This window comes from Rhodococcus sp. 2H158 (genome assembly GCF_053764755.1).
Genome location: NZ_JBSNCE010000012.1, coordinates 62,548 through 79,976, shown reverse-complemented (window position 1 = coordinate 79,976; position 17,429 = coordinate 62,548). Strand labels below are relative to the sequence as shown.

Genomic DNA, 17,429 nt, shown 5'->3' with positions numbered 1-17,429 from the left:
GGGGCGGGTTCGGGGGAACACGAGCGTGGTCGCCGGGCCGGGGGTCCGGTGCGGACGTCGGCTTCCGTTCGAAAGTTGTTGCAGTACAGCAGGTCAGACGCACCGGTGGACGCGTCACGCCCCTCGCCGGGTCGCGAGGCCGACCACTGCGTCGCGCAGGCCCGTCCAGCGCTCGGCGGTGGTCACCCGGCTCGCCGCGTGCGACGCCCGCACGAGGAGCCGGGTGGTGCGTCGCCGGGCCCGGTCGTAGCGGCCGAGCGCCTCGGGCACGTCGAACCGGGCGAGCAGATCCGCCAGGGTGGCCGCGTCGACGATCGCCTCGCAGGCACCGCGGCCGAGGTTGGGGGTCATGGCGTGGGCGGCGTCGCCGAGCAGTGCGACGTTGCCGCGCACGTACGACGGCAGCGGCGGGGACTGGTAGATCTCGTGGTGGAGCACCGTCGCCGGATCCAGGCGGTTCAGCACGTCGCGCACGGCCGGATGCCAGTCGCCGAACCGGGCGACGAGGTCGCCGACGCCGCCGGTGGTGCCGGCCGGCGCACGGACGGCTGCGAACCAGTTGATCAGGCCACCCTCGCGGGGCGTGATCCCGAACAGCGCGCCCGCCCCCCACGTCTCGGTCGCGGTGTCCACGGTGCCGTCCACCCAGCCGCGCCACGCCGCGATGCCGGCGTGGACGGGCCGGCGGTCCGGGCCGAAGAGGGCGTCACGGGTCGGGCTGTTGATGCCGTCCGCGCCGATCACGACGTCGTAGCCGGCGAGCTCGGTCAGCGGCGGAGCGGACCGGCCGAGCCGTACCACCTCGTCGGGCAGGCCCGCGGCGAGCAGGTCCAGCAGGGCCGGCCGGGAGAGCAGTACGGCGGGACGCCGGGTGCGAAACCGTGCGAGCTCGCGGCCGTCGGGCCGCAGGATCGCGCCGCGGTCCAGTGCGACGCCGAGGCGCTCGACGCCGCCGCCGAGCCCTGCCGAGGCGAGTGCGTCGAGCGCGGCCGGCCACATTCCCAGGGCCGTCCCGGTGGGCGGCAGCGCCGGGGAGCGCTCGAACACGTCGACGTGCCAGCCCCGCCGGATCAGTGCATTCGCTGCGGTGAGCCCGCCGATGCCCCCGCCGAGGATCGCGGCCTTGCCGCTGTTGTTCCTGGTCATGAAGTCAAGGTACTACGGATGTAGTGTCATGTCACTACTGTTGTAGTATCGAGAGGTGACCGACAAGCGCGCAGCGGTGCTCGACGCCGCGATCGACCTGCTCGGCCGGGAAGGGTTGCGCGGGCTCACCCATCGCGGGGCGGACGCGGCCGCCGGCGTGCCGGCCGGTTCCACGTCGAACTACTTCCGCACCCGCCGGGCCCTGCTCGAGGGCGTCCTCGACCGCCTTGTCGAGCGTGACCGGGCCGACGTCGCCGTCCTCGGCGGCGGAAACCTCCCGCGCACCGAGGAGGAGCTCGTCGAAATGCTCGCCGGGTACGTGATGTTCGCGACAGGCCCCGATGCCGTACGTACCCGCGCCCGGTTCGCGCTGTTCGTCGAGGCCACCGCCTCGCCGTCGCTGCGACGGTCCGTGCAGCGACGCCGCGACGAACTGCGGGGCATGGGTCTGGCGGTGCTCGCCGCCCTCGGATCCTCGGATCCCGTCGCCGGGGCGCGCGTGCTCACCGACCACCTCGACGGGATGATCCTGCACCGTCTGACCTCGGACGATGCGGATCTCGACCCGCGCGACGACCTCCGCCGGATGGTGCGCGCGCTGCGGTGACGAGGCGCGCCGCCCGGCCGCGCGTCAACCGCGTGTTAACGGGCGGTCACCGGCTCGTTAGGGATGGATAGGATAGCCTTGGTTGCGTCGTCCCCCGGAGACTGACATATCGTTGTATGCAACACGGTGGACACACGACGTCCAAGCCGACCGGGAGGTCCGGCCCGAGCTGCCGAAAATTGGCACCCGCATCGTCGCGGAAGGGCGGATACTGAACGGTGATCGGTGCCGATCCACCACGTGTCGGTACTTGCTCACGCAAGTAGATGGCCATCAGCGCTGCTGGTCGTCGCTGCAATCTAACGCAACGAAGGCTAGGTATGAAGCATCTTCCCGGGCCGCAAGGGCTCTACCACCCGGCGAACGAGCACGACTCCTGTGGTGTCGCATTCGTCGTCGACATGCATGGTCGCCGCAGCCGGGACATCGTGGAGAAGGCGATCACCGCCCTGGTGAACCTCGAGCACCGCGGCGCAGCGGGCTCCGAGTCGAACACCGGCGACGGTGCCGGCATTCTCATCCAGGTCCCCGACCGCTTCCTCCGTGAGGTCGTCGACTTCGACCTGCCGCCGATCGGCTTCTACGCCACCGGCATCGCCTTCCTGCCGCAGGACGAGAAGGCCGCCGACGAGGCCGTCGCCGCGGTCGACGCGATCGTCGCCGAGGAGGGCCTGCAGGTCCTCGGCTGGCGCGAGGTTCCCGTCGACCCCGCCGACCTGGGAACGCTGGCCCGGCAGGCGATGCCGAGCTTCCGCCAGATCTTCGTCACCTCGCCCGACCGGACCCTCGGTGGCCTCGAGCTCGAGCGCCGGGCCTACGTGGTCCGCAAGCGCACCGAGCACGAGCTCGGCCGCGAAGGCGCCGGCCAGGACGGCCCCGGCAGCGAGACGGTGTACTTCCCGAGCCTGTCGGCGTCGACCTTCGTCTACAAGGGCATGCTCACCACGCCGCAGCTCGAGGGCTTCTACCTCGATCTGCAGGACCAGCGCGTCGAGTCGGCGCTGGGCCTGGTGCACTCGCGCTTCTCCACCAACACCTTCCCGTCGTGGCCGCTGGCGCACCCGTTCCGCCGCGTCGCCCACAACGGCGAGATCAACACCGTCACCGGCAATGCCAACTGGATGCGTGCCCGCGAGGCGCTCATCGACTCCGACGTGTTCGGCGGCAGCGAGAAGCTCGAGAAGATCTTCCCGGTCTGCACCGAGGGCGCGTCCGACACGGCCCGCTTCGACGAGGTGCTCGAGCTCCTGCACCTCGGCGGCCGCAGCCTGCCGCACGCCGTGCTCATGATGATCCCCGAGGCGTGGGAGCGGCACGAGTCCATGGACCCGGCCCGTCGCGCGTTCTACGAGTACCACGCGGCGCTCATGGAGCCGTGGGACGGTCCGGCGTCGGTGTGCTTCACCGACGGCACCGTCGTCGGCGCGGTCCTCGACCGCAACGGCCTGCGCCCGTCGCGCGTGTGGGTCACCGACGACGGCCTCGTGATCATGGCCTCCGAGGTGGGCGTGCTCGACATCGAACCGCAGAAGGTCGTGCGCAAGCTGCGCATGCAGCCCGGTCGCATGTTCCTCGTCGACACCTCGCAGGGCCGCATCATCGACGACGAGGAGATCAAGAGCGCCCTCGCCGCCGAGCACCCCTACCAGGAGTGGATCGACCAGGGCATCGCCCGGCTCGAGGATCTGCCCGAGAGCAAGTACACCTATATGTCGCACGAGCGGGTCGTGTTGCGGCAGCAGGTGTTCGGCTACACCAACGAAGAGGTCGACCTCCTCGTCAAGCCGATGGCGGCGACCGGCATCGAGGCGCTCGGCTCGATGGGCACCGACACCCCCATCGCGGTGCTCTCCTCGCGTCCGCGGATGCTGTTCGACTACTTCTCGCAGCTGTTCGCGCAGGTCACCAATCCGCCGCTCGACGCCATCCGCGAGGAGGTCGTCACCAGCCTGGGCGGCATGCTCGGGCCCGAGGGCGACCTGCTGAACCCGACCGCCGACTCGTGCCGGCAGATCCTCGTCTCCGCTCCGGTCATCGACAACGACGACCTGCAGAAGCTGATCCACGTCAACGACGACGGTAAGTTCCCCGGCTTCAACAGCGTCATCATCCGTGGTCTGTACCCCGTCGCCGAGGGCGGCGAGGGTCTGCGCCGCGCGCTCGAGAACATCCGCGGCGAGGTCTCCGAGGCCATCGAGAAGGGCGCGCGCCTGATCCTGCTGTCGGACCGCGAGTCCGACGAGAATCTCGCGCCGATCCCGTCGCTGCTGCTCACCTCCGCGGTGCACCACCACCTCGTCCGCGAGAAGACCCGCACCAAGGTGGGCCTGCTCGTCGAGGCCGGCGACGCCCGCGAGGTGCACCACATCGCCGCGCTGTGCGGTTTCGGTGCGGCCGTGGTCAACCCGTACATGGCCTTCGAGACCATCGACGAGCTGCTGCAGAACGGCGACCTGCCGGACGGCATCACCCTCGACAAGGCCCTCGCGAACTACATCAAGGCCGCGTCGAAGGGCGTGCTCAAGGTGATGTCCAAGATGGGCATCTCCACGCTCGCCTCCTACACCGGTGCGCAGCTGTTCCAGGTGATCGGCCTCTCGCAGGAGATCGTCGACGAGTACTTCACCGGGATGCAGTCGCAGCTCGGAGGCATCGGCCTCGACGAGATCGCCCAGGACGTCGCCGCCCGGCACTCCCTCGCCTTCATGGACCGTCCGTCGGAGCACGCCCACCGCGAGCTCGAGGTCGGCGGCGAGTACCAGTGGCGCCGCGAGGGTGAGTACCACCTGTTCAACCCGGACACGGTGTTCAAGCTCCAGCACGCCACCCGCACCGGGCAGTACTCGATCTTCAAGGAGTACACCAAGCTGGTCGACGACCAGTCGGAGCGGCTCGCGTCGCTGCGTGGCCTGTTCGAGTTCCGCAAGGATGCCCGCCCGGCGGTGCCGCTCGAGGAGGTCGAGCCGGCGAGCGAGATCGTCAAGCGGTTCTCCACGGGCGCGATGAGCTACGGCTCGATCTCCGCGGAGGCGCACGAGACCCTCGCGATCGCCATGAACCGTCTCGGCGCCCGCTCGAACTCCGGTGAGGGCGGCGAGCATCCGGACCGCTTCACCCCGGACGAGAACGGCGACTGGCGTCGCTCGGCGATCAAGCAGGTCGCCTCCGGCCGGTTCGGTGTCACCGCGCACTACCTGACGAACTGCACCGACATCCAGATCAAGATGGCGCAGGGCGCCAAGCCGGGTGAGGGTGGTCAGCTGCCGCCGCACAAGGTGTACCCGTGGGTCGCCGAGGTGCGTGGTTCGACGCCGGGCGTGGGCCTGATCTCGCCGCCGCCGCACCACGACATCTACTCGATCGAGGATCTCGCGCAGCTGATCCACGACCTGAAGAACGCCAACCCGCAGGCCCGCATCCACGTGAAGCTGGTCTCCGAGATCGGTGTCGGCACCGTCGCCGCGGGTGTGTCGAAGGCCCACGCCGATGTGGTGCTGATCTCCGGTCACGACGGTGGCACCGGTGCCTCCCCGCTGACCTCGCTCAAGCACGCGGGTGCGCCGTGGGAGCTCGGCCTCGCCGAGACGCAGCAGACGCTGCTGCTCAACGGTCTGCGCGACCGCATCGTCGTGCAGGTGGACGGGCAGATGAAGACCGGCCGCGACGTGGTCATCGCCGCCCTGCTCGGCGGTGAGGAGTTCGGCTTCGCCACCGCTCCGCTGGTGGTGTCCGGCTGCATCATGATGCGCGTGTGCCATCTCGACACCTGCCCGGTGGGCGTGGCGACGCAGAACCCGGTGCTGCGCAAGCGGTTCACCGGCAAGCCGGAGTTCGTCGAGAACTTCATGCTCTACATCGCCGAGGAGGTGCGCGAGTACCTGGCCGAGCTGGGCTTCCGCTCCCTCGACGAGGCGATCGGCCGGGTCGACATGCTCGACACCACCAAGGCCGTCGACCATTACCGTGCCTCGAAGCTGGACCTGTCGCCGCTGCTGGAGCAGACCCGTTCGCCGATCTTCAGCGAGCAGGACCTGCACTGCACCAAGGAGCAGGACCACGCGCTGGACAAGGCGCTCGACAACGAGCTCATCACGCAGGCGAGGCCGGCGCTCGAGTCGGGTACGCCGGTGACGATCGAGACCAAGATCGCCAACGTCAACCGCACCGTCGGCACCATGCTCGGCCACGAGCTCACCAAGGTGTACGGCGGGGAGGGCTTGCCGGACAACACGATCGACATCACCTTCACCGGTTCGGCCGGCAACAGCTTCGGCGCGTTCGTGCCCAAGGGCATCACGCTGCGGCTGTTCGGCGACGCCAACGACTTCGTCGGCAAGGGCCTGTCCGGTGGCCGGATCGTCGTCCGCCCGCCGCTGAACGCGGCGCCGGGCTTCGTCGCCGAGGACAACATCGTCGCCGGCAACGTGATCCTGTTCGGTGCCACCAGGGGCGAGGCCCTCATCCGCGGCGTGGCGGGTGAGCGGTTCGCCGTGCGTAACTCGGGTGCCACGGCCGTCGTCGAAGGCGTCGGCGACCACGGCTGCGAGTACATGACCGGTGGCAAGGTGGTCATTCTGGGCAAGACCGGACGCAACTTCGGCGCCGGCATGTCCGGTGGTGTTGCGTTCGTGTACAACCCCGATCGCGACTTCGAGGACAACCTGAACACCGAGCTGGTCGATCTCGAGGACCTCGAGGGCGAGGACTTCCTCTGGCTCAAGGGCGCCATCGAGCGCCATCGTGACGAGACGGGCTCCGAGGTTGCAGCCCGCATTCTGGCCGACTGGTCGCAGCAGGTCAGTCACTTCGCGAAGGTCATGCCTCGCGATTACAAGAAGGTACTCATGGCAATCAAGGACGCCGAGATTCGAGGCGCGAACGTGGACGAGGCGATCATGGAGGCGGCTCGTGGCTGATCCGACCGGTTTCCTCAAGCACGGCTCGCGCGAAACCCCTGTGCGCCGGCCGGTTCCGCTGCGGCTGCTCGACTGGAAGGAGGTGTACGAGCCGTTCCCGCTCGACACCCTCCAGGTCCAGGCCAGCCGCTGCATGGACTGCGGTATCCCGTTCTGCCACAACGGTTGCCCCCTCGGGAACCTGATTCCCGAGTGGAACGACCTGGCCTACAAGGGCAAGTGGAACGACGGCATCGAACGTCTGCACGCCACCAACAACTTCCCGGAGTTCACCGGCCGGCTGTGCCCCGCGCCGTGTGAGGCCTCGTGTGTCCTGGGCATCAACCAGGACCCGGTGACCATCAAGCAGGTCGAGGTCGAGCTCATCGAGAAGGCCTTCGACGAGGGCTGGGTCGCGCCGGTCATGCCGTCGAAGCTGACCGGCAAGAAGGTCGCGGTCGTCGGCTCCGGTCCGGCGGGTCTGGCTGCAGCGCAGCAGCTCACCCGCGCCGGCCACGCCGTGACCGTGTTCGAGCGCGAGGACCGCATCGGTGGTCTGCTGCGCTACGGCATCCCCGAGTTCAAGATGGAGAAGGCCGTCATCGACCGCCGCCTCACGCAGATGGAGGCCGAGGGCACCGTCTTCAAGGCGGGCGTCAACGTCGGTGTCGACATCACCGCCGACGAGCTGCGCGAGCAGTTCGACGCGGTCGTGCTCGCCGGTGGCGCCACCGCGGCCCGCGACCTGCCGATCCCCGGTCGTGAGCTCGACGGCATCCACCAGGCGATGGAGTTCCTGCCGATCGCCAACCGCGTGCAGCTCGGCGACCTGCCGGAGCCGACCATCACGGCGAAGGGCAAGAAGGTCGTCATCATCGGTGGCGGTGACACCGGCGCCGACTGCCTCGGCACCTCGCATCGTCAGGGCGCGGCCAGCGTGCACCAGTTCGAGATCATGCCGCGTCCGCCGGAGCAGCGCGCCGAGTCGACCCCGTGGCCGACCTACCCGCTGATGTACCGCGTGTCCTCCGCGCACGAGGAGGGCGGCGAGCGCGTGTTCTCCGTCAACACCGAGCAGTTCGTCGGCAAGGACGGCAAGGTCGCCGCCCTGAAGGCGCACGAGGTGAAGATGGTGAACGGCCGCTTCGAGAAGGTCGAGGGCACCGACTTCGAACTCGAGGCCGATCTGGTGCTGCTCGCCATGGGCTTCGTCGGCCCCGAGAAGCCGGGCCTGCTCACCGACCTCGGCGTGGACCTGAACGAGCGCGGCAACGTCGCCCGCTCGACGGAGTGGGCCACCAACGTCGACGGCGTCTTCGTCGCCGGCGACATGGGCCGTGGTCAGTCGCTCATCGTGTGGGCCATCGCGGAGGGTCGTTCCTGCGCGGCGGCGGTCGATCGGTACCTCGAGGGTGCAACGGTGCTCCCTTCGCCGATCACCACCACCACGATGCCGCAGCGCTGAGCGCTCAATGCGACAGCGCTGAGCGCTCGGTGTGACAGCGCTGAGGTAGCAGAACCCACGACGGGCGCGCCCACCGGAAATCCGGTGGGCGCGCCCTTTCCGTTTCGTCCGTTCGGGACGGTTCGCGCGTTATGGTCGTGCGCATGGGTCACCGGATCACGAGACGATCACTTGCGGCCGGAATGCTCGGGGCCGGAACCGTGGCGGTACTGGCGGCCGCTCCCGCCGGCGCGCAGGCCCCCGGCGAGTGCGTACGCAACGTCGGCGGCGCCGTCACCGTGAACGGCACGCCGCAGGCCCCGCCGGTGGTCGGGTACGACGGCCTGCGCCTCCTCGGAGTCGATGGGGGAGCGGGTAACTCGTGCATCACGAACCTGGGACCGGGTGGCGTGTCGGTGACCGTGCCGCCGCGGCCGGCCACCAGTGCGGCCGGTGAGTCCTCCGGCGCGCCCGTCGAGATGCGCGTGGACGGCGGTAACGGCAACGTCGCGGTCACCAATCTCGGCGTCGGCACGGTCACCGTCGACCGCGACCGCACTCTCGCCGGGCCGCCGCCGTCCGCGGAGAGGCCGGCGGCGTCCCCGCTCGCGGGCCTCACCCCCGAACTCACGCTCGACGCCGGCACCGACGGCGTCTACGTGACGAACATCGGCGCCGGCAACGTGACGATCGCGGACCACGATCCGACCGTCGGACCGCTGCCGGCGGAGCTGCTGCCTCCCGGCGTCGTGGTCACGGATCCGTTGACCGGCAACGTCTTCGTCACCAACATCGGCGGCTCGGCGGTGACCGTCGTGGACCGTCCGGGGCAGCTGCAGCGCGTGGTGGACCGCGGCACGGTGGGGACGGCGGTCGACTACGGGGCGGGGAACGTGTTCGTCACCAACATCGGCGGAGGAGTGGTGACCGTCCTGCGCGAGTAAAGATGCTCTCCCATCCCGTTCATCTTTGTGTCATATTTCTTAGGCATCATTTCGTGACGGAGTCGAAATCGGCAGGAGACCTCAGGGGGCCGTGGTGGGGTTGAGAAGTGCGTTGACGCTGGTGGCGGTCGCCGCGGCGACCGTGGTGGGGTCGGTCGCGACGGCCCCCGCGGCCCAGGCCGACCCGGCCGGATGCCCGAAGCTACAGGTCGTCGCCGTGCCGGGCACGTGGGAAACCTCGAACACCCCCGATCCCCAGCGGGGCAACGGCATGCTCGCCGCGGTCACCTCCGGCCTTCCCGCCGGCACCCGGGTGGACTACGTCCGGTACGCCGCGACGGCGTTCCCGTGGGAGGGTGAGGTCTACGGTGCCTCGCGGCAGGAGGCCGTCGACAACGCCCGCGGCATCGTCGCCGCCACCGCGGCCGCGTGCCCCGGCGCCCGGTTCGCCCTCGTCGGCTACAGCCAGGGCGCCGACGCGGCCGGCGATCTCGCCGCCGAGATCGGCACGGGCTTCGGTGTGGTCCCGCCGCATCGGCTTGCCGCGGTCGGCCTGCTCTCCGACCCGCGCCGTTCCGAGGCGGACACCCTGGTCGGCCCGCCCGTCGCGGGCAACGGCGCCGGCGGGCCCCGCATGGGCGGGTTCGGATTCGTCAGCGGCGACGTCCGCACCTTCTGCGCCGTGGGCGACCTGTACTGCTCGACGCCCAAGGACGATTTCGTCACGCGCGCCGCCGGATTCCTCGCGATGGCCTCCGGCGGCGACCCGTCCGCCGTCGACCGGTACCGCGCCGAGGCCGACGCCATCTACCTGGACCTGATGAACGCGGGCGGTCTGCCCATCCTGCAGTCCCAGCTCACCGAGCAGGCCAACGACGAACGCGAGATCAAGCTCCGGCAGTTCTACGAGTCGCAGATCCACCAGGACTACTCCAACTACGCGGTCGACGTGAACGGCACCTCGGCCACGACGTGGCTGCGGAACTGGCTGGCGTCCAAGGTCTGACGGACCGTCAGGTCCGCGAGCCGAGTGAGCAGGAACCCGGCGTGCACGGCTCCCTCGTCCAACAACTCGCTCAGCTCCCCGAGGTCACCGGCTGTATCGGCGAGGTCGGCCAGCCGGTCCAGAGCGATCCCGTTGCCCGCATCGGCCAGTTCGCGCAGGGTCTCCCGATCGATGTTCCTCGGTGCCAGGGTGGGTGTGGCTCGCAGAAGTACACGGGTATGCCGGTGTCGGCGGTCAATTCGTGGTGACGGGCGGAGATGTCCGAGAGATCGCTATAGGCTCGCACCTGGCTTTCCGAAACCAGTGGTACGTCTCCAGCTACGAGAGGACCATGATGGGCTACATCGCCGTCGGCACCGAGAACTCCACCCCGATCGAGCTCTACTACGAGGACCACGGTTCCGGGCAACCGGTGGTACTCATCCACGGCTATCCGCTGAGCGGCACGTCGTGGGAGAAGCAGACCGCCGTATTGCTCGAGGCCGGCTACCGCGTCATCACCTACGACCGTCGGGGCTTCGGACGCTCGAGCAAGCCGACGATCGGCTACGACTACGACACCTTCGCCGCGGACCTTCACACCGTCCTGTCCACCCTCGATCTGCGGGACGTGGTACTCGTCGGTTTCTCCATGGGCACCGGTGAGGTCGGCCGCTACCTGGGGACCCACGGCTCGCAGCGGGTGGCGAAGGCGGCCTTCCTCGGATCCCTCGAACCGTTCCTGCTACGCACCGACGACAATCCGACCGGTGTACCCCGGGAGGTCTTCGACGGTCTGCGGGCCGCGGTCGAGGCGGATCGGTACGCCTTCTTCACGGACTTCTTCCGGAACTTCTTCAACACCGACGACTACCTCGGCACTCGACTGAGCGAGGAGGCTCTGCGAGCCAGCTGGCAGGTGGCCGCGGGGGCCTCACCGTATGCGTCGGTCGCCGCCCAACCCACCTGGCTCACCGACTTCCGCGAGGACATCCCGAAGATCGACGTGCCGGCACTGATCGTCCACGGCACCGCCGACAACATCCTGCCCATCGACGCCACCGCTCGGGAGTTCGCCAAGCGCCTGCCCGCAGCCGACTACGTCGAGATCGAAGGCGCCCCGCACGGGCTGCTGTGGACGCACGGCGAAGAGGTCAACGCGGCCCTGCTCGAGTTCCTCGCCAAGTAGAACGCCGTGCGGTGCTGCGCCGGCCGGTGCAGCACCGCACGGCGCTCATCGGTCCAGTTCGAAGCGCGCGCCGAATCGCATCGCCGGTGGGGCGAGCCGGCTGATCCACTGCCGGGCCTTCGCTTCCGGCATCACGGTGACCAGGGCTCGGTTGTGCCGCACCGCGGCGACGATCGCCTCACCGACCTTCTGCGGTGGGTAGCTTCGGGTGCGATACAGCGCCGTGACCCGCTCGCGGAGCTTGCGCTGCTCCCGGAGGCCGAGTCCCACCATCTCGGCGCTGGGAACCAGGTTGGTGCCCACCAGCCCCGGACAGATCGCGCTCACGCCGATCCCGTGGACCATCAGTTCCGCCCGCAGGCAGTCCGTGAACATCAGTACCGCGGCCTTGCTCGTCGAGTAGGCGACGAGGCTCTTCTGTGGGGTGAACGCGGCCGCCGACGCGACGTTCACGATATGCCCGCCGGTGCCGCGCTCGAGCATCTGCTCCCCGAACGCCCGGCACCCGTACACCACACCCCAGAAGTTGACGTCCATGACATGCTCGAACGTCTCCTGCGGTGTGCCGGTGAAGGTGCCGATCACGGCGATGCCGGCGTTGTTGACGAGCACGTCCGGCACGCCGTGCTGGGAGCGGACCGTCGCGGCGAACCGCCGCACCTGCTCCTCGTCGGCGACGTCGAGTTCGTACGCGTGCGCGCCGCCGCCGAAAACCGTCCGGGAGGCGCCGGCCTGGGGGTCGGGCGTGTTGAGCATCTCGGCGGTCTCGCGGGCGGTGTCGAGGTTGCGGTCGGCGACCACGACGATCGCCCCCACGTCGGAGAACGCCCGGGCCGTCGCGCGGCCGATACCGCTGCCCGCCCCGGTGACCACGGCGAGCGTCCCGGTCAGGTCGTGCAGGCGCTGATGTACCACTGTCCCTGCGCGCCATCGGCGCATCTCCGCGATCCGCGATCCCATGGGTTACATCTTCCTCGCCCGGGCCGCTCGTGCACGGCAAGCGCGCGCGGTACCGTCGAGAGATGACGGAACTGCGCGTGGTTGCGACCATTCCGGCGAAGCCCGGGTCGGAGGATGCGGTGCGCGGCGCGCTGGCGGCGCTGGCCGCCGCGAGCCGCGACGAGGACGGCTGCGTCTCGTACGAGGTGTTCGAATCCGCCTCGGCGCCCGGCACGTTCGTCACGGTTGAGGTCTGGACGGGTCAGGAGGCGTTCGATGCGCACATGACCTCCCGGCACCTCACGTCCGCCTTGGCGACCGTGGGGGAGCATCTCGCGGCCGCGCCGGTGATCCATCCGCTCACGGTCGTGGCGTAGCGGCTCGAGACCGGTCCGATCTCACCCGTTCTCGACGTCGGTGGACGGGCCCTCCTCGGTGGCGCCGCCTTCCCCGGACCACTCGGCGGGGTCGGACAGGACGTCGTCGTCGGCGCCCGGGGCTCCGCTGCCGGTGTCGGTGGTTGCCGGGTCGCCGTCGCCGTCGGGTCTGGTCATGTCGCCTCCTGTGGCAATCGTGTCGGGCCGGGCCGTTCGTACCCGGCTCGTATGCGCTCGGTGTACCCGTTCGGCACGCGAGTACGCACGCCGGTGCCGCATCGGAATGCGGCCGATGCGGCACCGGGCCGATTCGCGGCCGGGGTTCTACAGCGAGTGCTTGCCCTCCGGCGCAGGCGGGACGATCGGCGCGCCGACGGCGGGGGAAGTCACGGCGGGCCCACCCCCGGCGGCGTCGGGCGCCATGTTGCCGCCACCCGAGAGGTGGGCCTTCTCGGCGGCCTTCTTCGCCAGGTCGCCGGCCTTCTCCTGCACCTGCGGTGCCTTCTCCTGCACGGTCGCCCTCGCTTCGGTGACCTTCTGCTGCACGGCAGGCTTGTTCCACAGCTGCGCGGACTGGTCCCGCATCTTCTCGTAGGTGTCGCGCCCGGCCCTGGTGCCCACTACGAAGCCCACGGCGGCGCCGGCGGCGAAGGTCAGAGCTCTCATCATGGCAATCTCCTGCTCGTCGATTCTCGGTCGTGAGGCCCGGCATCGTCGACGCCGGCCAGCGGTCGCCCCCCGACGGATACTCACCGCCCGGTCGGCTGCGCCCTCGCGGAGCCCGCGTCGTCGCGGCTCCGCCCACCTCGTACCGATACCCGGATCCGGTCCGCTTCACACCGGTTGCGACGAACTACCGGCATCCGGCCGGATCAGACGCGGAGCATGTCGCGCACGTGCCCGGTCTCGTTGACCGATGCGGCCCGCCGGGCGCCGTTACGGGAGACGAGGATGCGGGTCACCGACGTGTACTCGATGGGGAACATCAGCGGCCGGTCGAGCCCGAGCAGATCCTGGAGCAGGACGTTGATGACGCCCCCGTGGGCGAACACGGCGACGGTGTCCCCGTGGTCGCAGGTGTCGACGATGTGCTGCGTGGCGGCGAGAACGCGGGTGCGGAATTCTTCCGCATCCACGAAATCGGGCAGCTGACCGGCGCGGATGCGCGCCACGGCATCCGGCGCGAGTTCCTGCGCGACGTGGAACGGGATGTAGTGGTCGAGGTGGTAGTCGTACTCCGCCAGGCCCTCGAGCTGCGTGATCGGCAGCCCCCGGATCTCGGCGAGCGGCACCGCGGTCTCGAGGGCGCGGCGCTGCGGACTGCTGAACAGCCGCGCGATGCGGTAGGGCTCGAGCGCGGTGGGCAGCCGCGCGGCCTGTGCGTGGCCCTCGTCGGTCAGCGACGGGTCGGCGCGTCCCTCGCTGACCCGGGCGAGCTCGGGAAGGGCGTGGCGAATCAGGAGAAGCTGCACGTCACCACGATGCCACGGCGACCGAACGCGCGCTCGGTCGACCCGGTGTTTCACGTGAAACCGGGGCCTCAGCGTCGAGCGCGCGGCTTGGCGAGGGGGAACGCGAGGGACTCGCGGATGCTGCCGCCGGTGACGAGCATGACGATCCGGTCCACGCCCATGCCGAGGCCGCCCGTGGGTGGCATGGCGTGCTCGAGTGCCTGCAGGAAGTCCTCGTCGAGCTCCATGGCCTCCTCGTCGCCGCCCGCGGCGAGCAGCGACTGATCGGTGAGCCGGGCACGCTGATCGATCGGGTCGGTCAGCTCGCTGTAGGCCGTCCCCAGCTCGATGCCCCACGCGACGAGGTCCCACTTGGCGGCGACGAGCGATTTCGTCGGGTGCGGGCGCGTGAGCGGGGAGACCGATGTGGGGAAGTCGGTGTAGAAGGTGGGGAACTCGGTTCGGGATTCGACGAGATGCTCGTACATCTCCTGCGCCGTCGCGCCGGCGTCCCACTCGGGGTTGTACGGGATCTCGTGCTCGTCGCACAGCCGGCGCAACTCCTCGACGGGGGTCTGCGCGTCGATCTCGGTGCCGAGTGCCTCCGAGACCGCCCCGTGGAACGTCTTCACCGGCCACTCGCCGGAGATGTCGATCTCGACGGGCCGCCCGTCGGGGCCGGGCCGGACGATCACCTCGCGTCCGTGGGCCGCGACGGCCGCGGCCTGGATCAGCTCGCGCGCCAGCACCCGCATGACCTCGTAGTTCGCGTGTGCCTCGTAGGCCTCGAGGATCGTGAACTCCGGGTTGTGCTTGAAATCCGCGCCCTCGTTGCGGAACACCCGGCCGATCTCGAAGACCCGTTCCATACCCGCCACGCACAGGCGCTTGAGGTACAGCTCGGGTGCGATCCGCAGGTACAGGTCCAGGTCGTAGGCGTTGATGTGGGTGGTGAACGGGGCGGCGTTGGCGCCGCCGTGCACGGGTTGCAGGATCGGTGTTTCCACCTCGAGGTAGCCGCGGGCCTGCAGCTGCTCGCGCAGCGACCGCACCACCGCGCTGCGGGCCGTGAGCAGCCGGCGCGCGGTGCGGTTGATCGCGAGGTCCACGTACCGTTGGCGTACCCGCGCCTCGGGATCGGTCAGGCCCCGCCACTTGTCGGGCAGCGGGTGCAGGCACTTGCCGTCGAGTCGCCAGTCCTCCGCGAGCACCGAGAGCTCGCCGCTGCGGCTGCGGCCCGTCACCCCGCTCACCTCGACGAGGTCGCCGAGGTCGAACACGAAGCGGCGGCCGCCGACGCGGCCGCGGTCGACGAGGATCTGCACGTCGCCCGACCAGTCCCGCAGCACCGCGAACAGCACGCCGCCGAAGTCCCGGAGCCGCAGGATGCGGCCGGCGATCCGCACCGCGGTGCCCTCGGGTGCGGCGACGGCCGTCGCGGCGGTGTACGACGGGGGGTTCGCCACCGGGTACGGGTCGACACCCGACTCCACGAGCCGTTCGAGCTTCGTCATCCGCACCCGCACCTGTTCCGGCCGCCGGGGACCGGTGCGCGACTCCGGCGCCGGCTCGACGTCGGGGGCGGCACCGTCGTCGTGCAGGGTGCCGGACTCGACGAGCACCGGGGGAGCGGACGTCTGCGTCCCGGTGTGGCGGCGGGCGCTTCGTTCCCGGCCGAAGCTGGGCAGCGTGAGAAAACCTTCGGCGATCGCCGACGCGATCCCGACCCGGGGCAGCACCCTGTTGTCCGCGAAGCACAGGAACCGCGGCGCCCACTCGGGCTGGTACTTCACGTTCGACCGGTACAGCGCCTCGAGCTGCCACCAGCGGGAAAAGAACACGAGCACCGAACGCCACAGCCGCAGCACCGGGCCGGCGCCGATCCGTGCGCCCTCCTCGAACACCGAGCGGAACACCGCGAAGTTCAACGAGATCCGCGTGATCCCGAACTCGCCGCCGTGGGCGGCGAGCTCCGACACCATCATCTCCACGACACCGTTGGGCGCCTGCGGGTTTCGGCGCATCAGATCGAGCGACACGCCGTCGGCCCCCCACGGCACCAGCGACAGGATCGCCACCACCTCGTCGTGGGACATCGCCTCCACGAGCAGGCAGTTCCCGTCGAGCGGGTCGCCGAGGCGCCCGAGGGCCATCGAGAATCCGCGCTCGGTCTCGGTGTCCCGCCATTCGTCCGCACGTCGCATCGCCTGTGCCATCTCCGCCTCGGGGACGTCCCGATGCCGGCGGATGCGCACCGTCACCCCCTGCTTGTGGGCACGCGAGACGGCCTGGCGCACGGGCCGCATCTCCCGGCCGGAGAGCGAGAATCCGGCGGTGTGGAGGATGGCCTCGTCGCCGAGTTGCAGTACCGACAGACCGGCCCGGCGATAGGCGGTGGCGCCGGCCTCGCTCGCACCCATCACGGCCGGCGCCCAGCCGTAACCCCGAGCGAGCGCGAGCCACTCGTCGATCGCGTGCGGCCACGCCTCCGGATTGCCGACGGGGTCCCCGCTGGCGAGGCACACCCCGACCTCCACGCGGTAGGTCACCGCGGCCTTACCACTGGGTGCGAAGACGACCGCCTTGTCGCGGCGGGTCGCGAAGTAGCCCAGCGAATCGTCGCCGCCACGCTCGAGCAGGCCCCGGATCGCGGATTCGTCGCTCCCGGTCAGTGCGTTGGTCGCCCGCTGCGAGCGGAACAGCACGATCACCGCCGCGATCAGCGCCAGCGCCCCCAGCAGGCCGAGCAGGGTGTTGACGAATCCGTGTGGGCGCCCGCTGAACTGGTCGTTGTCGAGCAGGGACAGGGCGGTCACCCGGTTGACCGCCCACAGCAACCGCTCGTCGGACGGCAGGGTCCCGGGGAACAGTTCCACGAGCCCCCACCCGATCAGGGTGCCGACGGCGAGCCCGGCGACGAGGACGCCCAGCGATTTCCACACCGCCCCGCGACGAACCCGCGTGTAGAACTCCGGATACGCCGCGAGCAGGAGCCCGACCGCCGCGACCTGCAGCACCAGACCGATCGCCGCGTCGATGCTGCGGTCCGACACCGCCACGAACCCGTTGTAGATCGCGAATCCGGCCAGGTACACCGTGAGGATCCACCACGCGATCCGCTTGCGGCTCGCCAGTGCCGCCGCGAGCAGGCCGAGCACCAGCGCGTACGACAGGCTGGTGTCGGGAGCGTCGAACAGATACGTGTCCACGTATTCCCGTGGCGTATGGACGAAGTAGCGCAGGGTGGGGGAGATCGACCACAGCGCCACCGCGACGGCGAAGATCCCGAGGGTCAGGCCCACCACGTGCGGGACCGAGTTCATGCGGCCGCGGGGCCGGGCAGGCAGGTGGGGGTGCGCCGCAGGTGCCGCAGCAACGTCCGCTGACATGCGTCGACGGTAGCGCCGCCCGGGACGTCGTGCTGCTCGGAACCGGGATTTGGTTACGAATCC

At 69.9% G+C, this 17,429-nt stretch carries 13 protein-coding genes; 7 read left to right on the top strand and 6 right to left on the bottom strand.

Annotation, left to right across the window (positions count from 1 at the left end):
* Positions 1–114: 114 nt before the first annotated feature.
* The gene (locus ACWPOB_RS13660; RefSeq protein ID WP_455401160.1) at positions 115–1,146 is read right to left on the bottom strand and encodes an FAD-dependent monooxygenase; all 1,032 of its coding nucleotides are present in this window, start codon (positions 1,144–1,146) and stop codon (positions 115–117) included.
* A 55-nt stretch (positions 1,147–1,201) separates the two neighbouring features.
* Here ACWPOB_RS13660 and ACWPOB_RS13655 point away from each other — a divergent pair, with 55 nt between their 5' ends.
* The 6 genes from ACWPOB_RS13655 (at position 1,202) to ACWPOB_RS13630 (ending at position 11,210) form a co-directional block, all read left to right on the top strand.
* Positions 1,202–1,753: a TetR/AcrR family transcriptional regulator gene (locus ACWPOB_RS13655; protein ID WP_100055935.1), complete on the top strand. Its 552-nt coding sequence runs from the start codon at positions 1,202–1,204 to the stop codon at positions 1,751–1,753.
* Positions 1,754–2,073: 320 nt separating this feature from the next.
* Positions 2,074–6,669 (top strand): glutamate synthase large subunit, encoded by a 4,596-nt coding sequence (gene gltB / locus ACWPOB_RS13650; protein ID WP_100055934.1) that lies wholly within the window; start codon positions 2,074–2,076, stop codon positions 6,667–6,669.
* Positions 6,662–8,113, top strand: a complete 1,452-nt coding sequence (locus ACWPOB_RS13645; RefSeq protein ID WP_100055933.1) for a glutamate synthase subunit beta — start codon at positions 6,662–6,664, stop codon at positions 8,111–8,113. The genes gltB and ACWPOB_RS13645 overlap by 8 nt, the downstream gene beginning before the upstream one ends.
* Before the next feature lie 143 nt (positions 8,114–8,256).
* Positions 8,257–9,036, top strand: coding sequence for a YncE family protein (locus ACWPOB_RS13640; RefSeq protein ID WP_455401159.1), 780 nt, complete (start codon positions 8,257–8,259; stop codon positions 9,034–9,036).
* Between the two features lie 91 nt (positions 9,037–9,127).
* Positions 9,128–10,042, top strand: a complete 915-nt coding sequence (locus ACWPOB_RS13635) for a cutinase family protein (RefSeq protein WP_455401158.1) — start codon at positions 9,128–9,130, stop codon at positions 10,040–10,042.
* A 334-nt stretch (positions 10,043–10,376) separates the two neighbouring features.
* Complete coding sequence (locus ACWPOB_RS13630) at positions 10,377–11,210, top strand: alpha/beta fold hydrolase (protein ID WP_455401216.1); 834 nt, start codon at positions 10,377–10,379, stop codon at positions 11,208–11,210.
* Positions 11,211–11,255: 45 nt separating this feature from the next.
* On the opposite strand, the gene ACWPOB_RS13625 is transcribed toward ACWPOB_RS13630, so the two are convergent.
* On the bottom strand, positions 11,256–12,170 hold the full coding sequence (locus ACWPOB_RS13625; RefSeq protein ID WP_455401157.1) for an SDR family NAD(P)-dependent oxidoreductase: 915 nt from the start codon (positions 12,168–12,170) through the stop codon (positions 11,256–11,258).
* 62 nt (positions 12,171–12,232) lie between these two features.
* On the opposite strand from ACWPOB_RS13625, the gene ACWPOB_RS13620 reads away from it, so the two are divergent.
* Entirely contained in the window at positions 12,233–12,526 is a 294-nt protein-coding gene (locus tag ACWPOB_RS13620; RefSeq protein WP_100055930.1) for a putative quinol monooxygenase, read from the top strand.
* 21 nt (positions 12,527–12,547) lie between these two features.
* Here ACWPOB_RS13620 and ACWPOB_RS13615 read toward each other — a convergent pair whose 3' ends face one another.
* From ACWPOB_RS13615 to lysX, 4 genes are all read right to left on the bottom strand, one after another.
* Positions 12,548–12,703 carry a hypothetical protein gene (locus tag ACWPOB_RS13615; protein ID WP_455401156.1) on the bottom strand — a complete coding sequence of 52 codons (156 nt, stop codon included), beginning with the start codon at positions 12,701–12,703 and terminating at the stop codon, positions 12,548–12,550.
* Positions 12,704–12,850: 147 nt separating this feature from the next.
* Positions 12,851–13,195 (bottom strand): YtxH domain-containing protein, encoded by a 345-nt coding sequence (locus ACWPOB_RS13610; RefSeq protein ID WP_100055929.1) that lies wholly within the window; start codon positions 13,193–13,195, stop codon positions 12,851–12,853.
* A gap of 203 nt (positions 13,196–13,398) precedes the next feature.
* Positions 13,399–13,998: a histidine phosphatase family protein gene (locus tag ACWPOB_RS13605; protein ID WP_455401155.1), complete on the bottom strand. Its 600-nt coding sequence runs from the start codon at positions 13,996–13,998 to the stop codon at positions 13,399–13,401.
* A 68-nt stretch (positions 13,999–14,066) separates the two neighbouring features.
* Positions 14,067–17,366, bottom strand: coding sequence for a bifunctional lysylphosphatidylglycerol synthetase/lysine--tRNA ligase LysX (gene lysX, locus ACWPOB_RS13600; RefSeq protein ID WP_455401154.1), 3,300 nt, complete (start codon positions 17,364–17,366; stop codon positions 14,067–14,069).
* Between the last annotated feature and the right edge of the window lie 63 nt (positions 17,367–17,429).